Genomic DNA, 4,962 nt, shown 5'->3' on the forward strand with positions numbered 1-4,962 from the left:
TTCCAGCCTGTGTTTATGTGACAATCTCTTCCAGCAGATCGAGCTCATTGGCTCGCTTTATCTCCTGGGCGATGCGCCTGCCGTTTGATAGTCCCGGCTCAACGAAATCGGAGTAAGGCGAGCCATTGATATAGAGGTTGGTTCCGGCGACGATTCTGGCAGATATCTCAAAGACCTTGAACTCCAGCTCGTCGGTGACAATGGTCTCCAGGCTGAAAGCGCCGATCATCCCTCCGAATAGATCCAGGCTGGTTTCTACAACCCTTTCTCCCAGCTCAAAGGCCCTAGGCAGGAGAGACTCGCGAAGCACCAGGGGAAGGTTTCCGGTTACCACGAAGCTGGGATAAATGCCCGCATCCGCCAGCTCCTTCATACTGCCGATGCGGAATATCTCATCGGCATTCGACTCCACTCGCCGGTCTATGCCCAGCATCTCCAGCGATCCCTTGCTCAGCCTGTATCCGTCCGGCTTTATGGGCGAGTAGAAGAAATGGATGTAGTACCTGGTGCCCAGGATGAACTCCTGGATGGTGTACTTTTCCTGGCTGCTCATCTTGCTCTGGAGCTCCTCTTTGGTCTTGGCAATGAAAAAGCCCCGACCGCCTTTGGCGCCGTGATACTTTACAATGACCGGACGGTCGATGTCATCTGCTTTCTCAAACCTCATGGGTACGTTGACTCCGGCCTTCAGCATCCACTCCCTCTCCATCTCTCTGTCGCTCTCCCAGGCCAGAACGCGACGGTTGCCGAAGGTGGGAACAGCCAGGGACTCGAACCGTTCGATTCCCAAATACTCGACCAGTGACCCATGGGGAATTACAATGGCGCTATCTGCCACTAGATCGTCGGCATAATCCAGCAGAGCCTTATAACTCTCAACGCAGATGAATTTATCTGGCTTAGCTAGTGGAAATGCATCATAGAACCTAGGCGGCTGGCCGATGCAGATGCCCAGGGTCTTGAATCCCTCCCGACGGGCGCCATGAAAGATTTGCAGGCTGCTGTGCGAGCAGATGGTGGCAATAGTGATATTTTTCTTATCGTATCCCTTCAGAATCTCCGAAATCTCCTCTTTTGAAATCATGGTGATATCCCTTTGAATTATGACCTTTGAAATAGTAGGGTTGGCTCAAAGGTAGATAAGCCCTTCGGAGAGGCAGAATCTCGCAGAAGGGATTGCTTGGGCATGAGGGATTGGAGCGCATTTAGGGATTTGAAAAACAAGGGCTTTGCTGGCTATGAGAGTTTATTCTTTGAGTTTTATGCCAATCTTCTTCTTAGGGCATACAACTTCTGAGTAGGTTTATGGCAATCTCAGTTATAATTATTTAATAAATTATTTAGGCAGAAGTTTAATCAGATTGACGATTGGATTGGTATTTCAGATAAGTATAACTAGTACCATAAATATTACTAAATAGTCTAAAATAAACCGCGTACAGGAACGAAAAGCGATCTGCAGAGCTTATCGGCTTGCACAAACTGTGGGGAAGTTCAAAATGGATTGGCTCATATTAGCATTCCTGGGGACGGTATTTTTTTCCATCGCAGGAGTGCTCGACAAGCTTCTGTTGGAAAATTATACGTATGATTCTAAGGCCTATATAGTCTGCCAGGCATTGGTCCAGCTTATATTCATCATCCCGGTTATGCTATTTGTAGGAGTCAAATTCACATACCCTGAATCCCTTTTCGCTCTGTTACTTGGTTGCTTGCAGATATTTCCCACTTTCTTTTACATGAAAGCTCTGCAGATCGAAGAGGCTTCAAAGGTCTCCGCGATGGAATATGCATACCCTGTATTCGTATTAATTGGCTCCATCTTCCTTTTCGGCGAGATCTTAAGCCCAAAATGCTATGCAGGCGGGCTATTGCTCATAATCGGCACCCTTTTTTTATCCTATAAAAGGGACCGAGGAATCAGCAGGGTTTCAGTTGGCATCTATCCAAAGATTAAAGGCAGCATCAAGGGCTTATCCCCCTCGATCAGGCCATTCATGTCATTTTGGATCCTTACCGCTGCGTATTATCTCTCCCTAAAATATCTCCTGTTCTCGATCGATGAGTGGAGCCTTTACATCTGGTCATCGCTTGGCACCTTGATAGTGGCAATGCCTCTCATGGCCGTGCGCTCCATTCGCGAAGAGGTTTTTGGCTTCTTTGGCCGGGGAAGCTTTGCCATAGGAGCATTGATCTCAGAGGAGGCCTTCCAGTTTCTCGGGCTGATCTTCTCCATCTTCGCCTATGCTATTGGATCAGTCACCCTGGTATCCAGCGTAGGAGCCCTCCAGCCCATCCTGACGGTGATGCTGATCATGATCCTCGGTGCCCTAGCGCCAAGGCTGGCCAAAGAGCTGAATGAGAGGACAGACAGATCGTCGCTGATGCAAAAGGGCGCCGCTTTCATGATGGTAATAGTGGGAGTATATTTCGTGAGCTGAATCCCTTGCCAGAAAAAAAGTTCAACTGCAAAGCAGCGGCAGGATATGCTCTAGAAACGCCCCACCTACTTGGGTGGGATTACGTAGTTCCAGCGCCAAATCTTGAAGCTCACCGCAATTATCCCCAGGAATATAACCAGTACCAACAAAGCCTGAAGCCACTCCACGATAGTAATTGCATCCATACCTACACCATTTGAGTGCCTTCTCTTTTATCTGATAAAGGTTTTGGATGCAAAAGATGATATGGGGTGAGGTTATCATTCCGGGAGAAACGCTAAGAGGCCTGTTATGCTCAATGTGACCTTCCTCGGAACCGCCGGATCGCTACCCACTCCGGAGAGGAATCCTTCAGCCATACTGATCAACCGCGAAGGAGAAATGCTCCTTTTCGACTGCGGAGAGGGAACGCAAAGGCAGATGATGCGCGCCAGAACCGGCATGATGCGCTTGAACTATATCTTTTTAACCCATCTTCATGCCGATCATATCCTGGGCATTCCCGGTCTACTGGAGACCATGGCCTTTCAGGGAAGAGTTGAGCCCATAACCATAGCCGGACCGATACATACCGCTCGGCTGGTGGAGTGCTTCAAGTCGGTATGCTACTTCTCCCGCAACTTCGAGGTCATCGCCCTGGAGCTGTCGCCGGAGGATGTGGTGAAGATGAAGGGATATCAGGTGAGGGCCATAGAGACCCGTCACAGCGTGCCCAGCCTGGGCTACGTTCTGGAGGAAGATCAACGGCTCGGCAGATTTGACCGTGATGCTGCTATCTCCCTGGGCGTTCCTCCAGGGCCCTTATTTGGCAGGCTGCAGCATGGCCATGAGGTGGCGGTGGAGGGAAGAGTGGTTCAGCCTCAGCAGGTTATGGGGCCGCCAAGGCCGGGCAGAAAGGTTGTATACACCGGGGATACCAGGCCCTGCCGGTCGGTGGAGGATGCTGGTCGGGGAGCGGATCTCCTGATCCATGACTCTGCTCTGGCCAGCGATATGATAGAATGGGCGATGGAGACAAAACACAGCACGGCAAAAGAGGCGGCAGAGCTGGCCAGGCGTGCCGGGGTCAGACACCTGATCCTGACCCATATAAGCTCCCGTTACTCTGAGGACAGCTCCCAGCTATTGAATGAGGCGAGGCTCATCTTTGAGAAAACGGATGTAGCAGAGGACCTGATGTCCCTGGAGATAAGGTTCAAGGATGAATGAAGATCCAGCTTTTAGGAGTCATCGCTCTCGATTCATCAATCCGTCTATTCCCCATTTTTCTCCTGATCATCGATATTGAGATCGTCGTCAGCGCTCAGGTTATCTGCTCTGAGTAATTCCAATGCCCTGGCTTCCTCCTTCATCCTTCTTTCTCGCTCCTCGCTCAGGGCCTTGGTAATCTGCACAGCTATCTCATCCTCTCTACCGATGAGGGAGATGTCCAAAGATTCCATGGCGGATTCGATCATCCCCCTGCTGTGTTCCAGGTCCATGCCCCTGCTCTCCGACTCGACGCCCCGGCGGAAGAGGTCATCGATCCTGTCTGCTGGCATGCCGAGGGCAGTTGCAGCTGAGATGGCCCTTCCAAACATCTCCATGTCGATATAAAACTGCATACCGTCCTGGTATAGCATCTCGGATTGGCTCGTTCTTCCCGCATTCTTGGCTATGAGGGCAGCCCAGAGGTAATCTCCTGCGTCCACCAGGATGCTGATGGCCTCATCTATCATTCCTCTGTCCCTTGCCATGGCTGCAGCATACTCGATCTCACCCGCCTGGGCCAGAACAGCCACGCCCTCTTTTGCCAGGTCGTCCGGCAGTTCAATGCGGTTTTCTCTTTCCATAAGATAGGAGACCTTTTCTTCGAAGTTCATCCTCTCAAATTCATCTCTCAAGCTCATATCTCCAGAATGAAATGATGGCATCAACAAATAAGGCTTTTGTCAGCATCCATGCAACTTGAAGATACCTTTTAAAAAATGCATAATATTTCATCATTTTATATGTCAAAAATTGAAATTGTGCTCATAAACTATCGGCAGCGAGTAGCACGCAAAAGCATTTAAATCTACAAAAAGATATATAGCTGCAACTACATGCTAAATGCCATCAGTAATCACAAGGACTGAACGGGATCGAATGGCGATGAGAGAACATGTATGGGAACGTATCTCCTAAGACATCCCTCAAGAGATGATGATGATGGATAGAATAAAGGCGGCTGTATCTTCATATTATCAGCATGATCGGGCTGCTATTATTCCAAAGAGGGATTCGAAGGTTTTTAACTTCACAATTATAGCAGTTGCTATATATACAATTTACCTGATCATCAGCCAGCAGCTCAGAAATGACACCTATGCGGTGATTTTTTTCACCGATTGGATTGCATTTATCATCAATGGTTTCATGACTCTATGCCTGTTTTATGGCGCCAGCCAATCCAGGAAGATCAGCCGAAATGTCTTCCTCGCCTGGCTGATGATGGCCATCGGTCAGCTCTGTTTCACCCTGGGGGACGGACTATGGGCAT

General features: G+C 49.4%; 5 protein-coding genes. 3 read left to right on the forward strand and 2 right to left on the reverse strand.

What is annotated here, in order from left to right; all coding sequences use genetic code 11:
* Positions 1 to 13 precede the first annotated feature (13 nt).
* Complete coding sequence (locus BP822_RS04850; RefSeq protein ID WP_013720515.1) at positions 14 to 1,084, reverse strand: formate--phosphoribosylaminoimidazolecarboxamide ligase; 1,071 nt, start codon at positions 1,082 to 1,084, stop codon at positions 14 to 16.
* A gap of 415 nt (positions 1,085 to 1,499) precedes the next feature.
* Between BP822_RS04850 and BP822_RS04855 the strand changes: the two genes are divergently transcribed.
* The gene (locus BP822_RS04855; RefSeq protein ID WP_013720516.1) at positions 1,500 to 2,441 is read left to right on the forward strand and encodes an EamA family transporter; all 942 of its coding nucleotides are present in this window, start codon (positions 1,500 to 1,502) and stop codon (positions 2,439 to 2,441) included.
* Positions 2,442 to 2,732: 291 nt separating this feature from the next.
* Positions 2,733 to 3,650: a ribonuclease Z gene (locus tag BP822_RS04860; RefSeq protein ID WP_013720521.1), complete on the forward strand. Its 918-nt coding sequence runs from the start codon at positions 2,733 to 2,735 to the stop codon at positions 3,648 to 3,650.
* Between the two features lie 44 nt (positions 3,651 to 3,694).
* On the opposite strand, the gene BP822_RS04865 is transcribed toward BP822_RS04860, so the two are convergent.
* Positions 3,695 to 4,324, reverse strand: a complete 630-nt coding sequence (locus BP822_RS04865; RefSeq protein WP_013720522.1) for a hypothetical protein — start codon at positions 4,322 to 4,324, stop codon at positions 3,695 to 3,697.
* Between the two features lie 307 nt (positions 4,325 to 4,631).
* On the opposite strand from BP822_RS04865, the gene BP822_RS04870 reads away from it, so the two are divergent.
* The coding region (locus BP822_RS04870) for a hypothetical protein (protein ID WP_286877838.1) at positions 4,632 to 4,962 on the forward strand (331 nt) is incomplete at its 3' end.

This window comes from Methanosaeta sp. UBA458, from assembly GCF_002496085.1.
Classification (GTDB): Archaea; Halobacteriota; Methanosarcinia; order Methanotrichales; family Methanotrichaceae; genus Methanothrix; species Methanothrix soehngenii.

Bases quoted from the DNA above. Each gene is read 5' to 3' on its own strand.
- BP822_RS04850 (WP_013720515.1), bottom strand. From the start codon at position 1,084: ATGATTTCAAAAGAGGAGATTTCGGAGATTCTGAAGGGATACGATAAG.
- BP822_RS04855 (WP_013720516.1), top strand. From the start codon at position 1,500: ATGGATTGGCTCATATTAGCATTCCTGGGGACGGTATTTTTTTCCATC.
- BP822_RS04860 (WP_013720521.1), top strand. From the start codon at position 2,733: ATGCTCAATGTGACCTTCCTCGGAACCGCCGGATCGCTACCCACTCCG.